This window comes from Mycobacterium ostraviense (assembly GCF_002705925.1).
GTDB lineage: Bacteria > Actinomycetota > Actinomycetes > Mycobacteriales > Mycobacteriaceae > Mycobacterium > Mycobacterium ostraviense.
Genome location: NZ_NKRE01000191.1, coordinates 1 through 268, shown reverse-complemented (window position 1 = coordinate 268; position 268 = coordinate 1). Strand labels below are relative to the sequence as shown.

The window sequence follows — 268 nt, the reverse complement described above, 5'->3', positions numbered from 1 at the left end:
GCGCAGTACCAGCTGCGAGACCAGCGACAGCGTCCACACCAGCAGGCAGGTGGAACCGACGATGTTCAGCAGCACCGGCAGCACCCGGTCCGGGAACAGCAGTTCCATCACGGTGGCAGCGAAACCGAACAGGACGCTGGCCAGCACGGCGATCACCGGTACCTGGCGCGGATCGGTCCAGCCCAGCACGGCCGGGGCTTCACGTCGCTGCGCCAGCGAATACATCATGCGTGAGGCGCCGTAGAGGTTGGCATTGAGCGCCGACAGC

General features: G+C 66.4%; 1 pseudogene. It reads right to left on the bottom strand.

Annotated elements, in window-relative coordinates:
• Window positions 1-268: pseudogene (locus CDN38_RS33815) on the bottom strand (amino acid transporter); the annotation flags it as partial.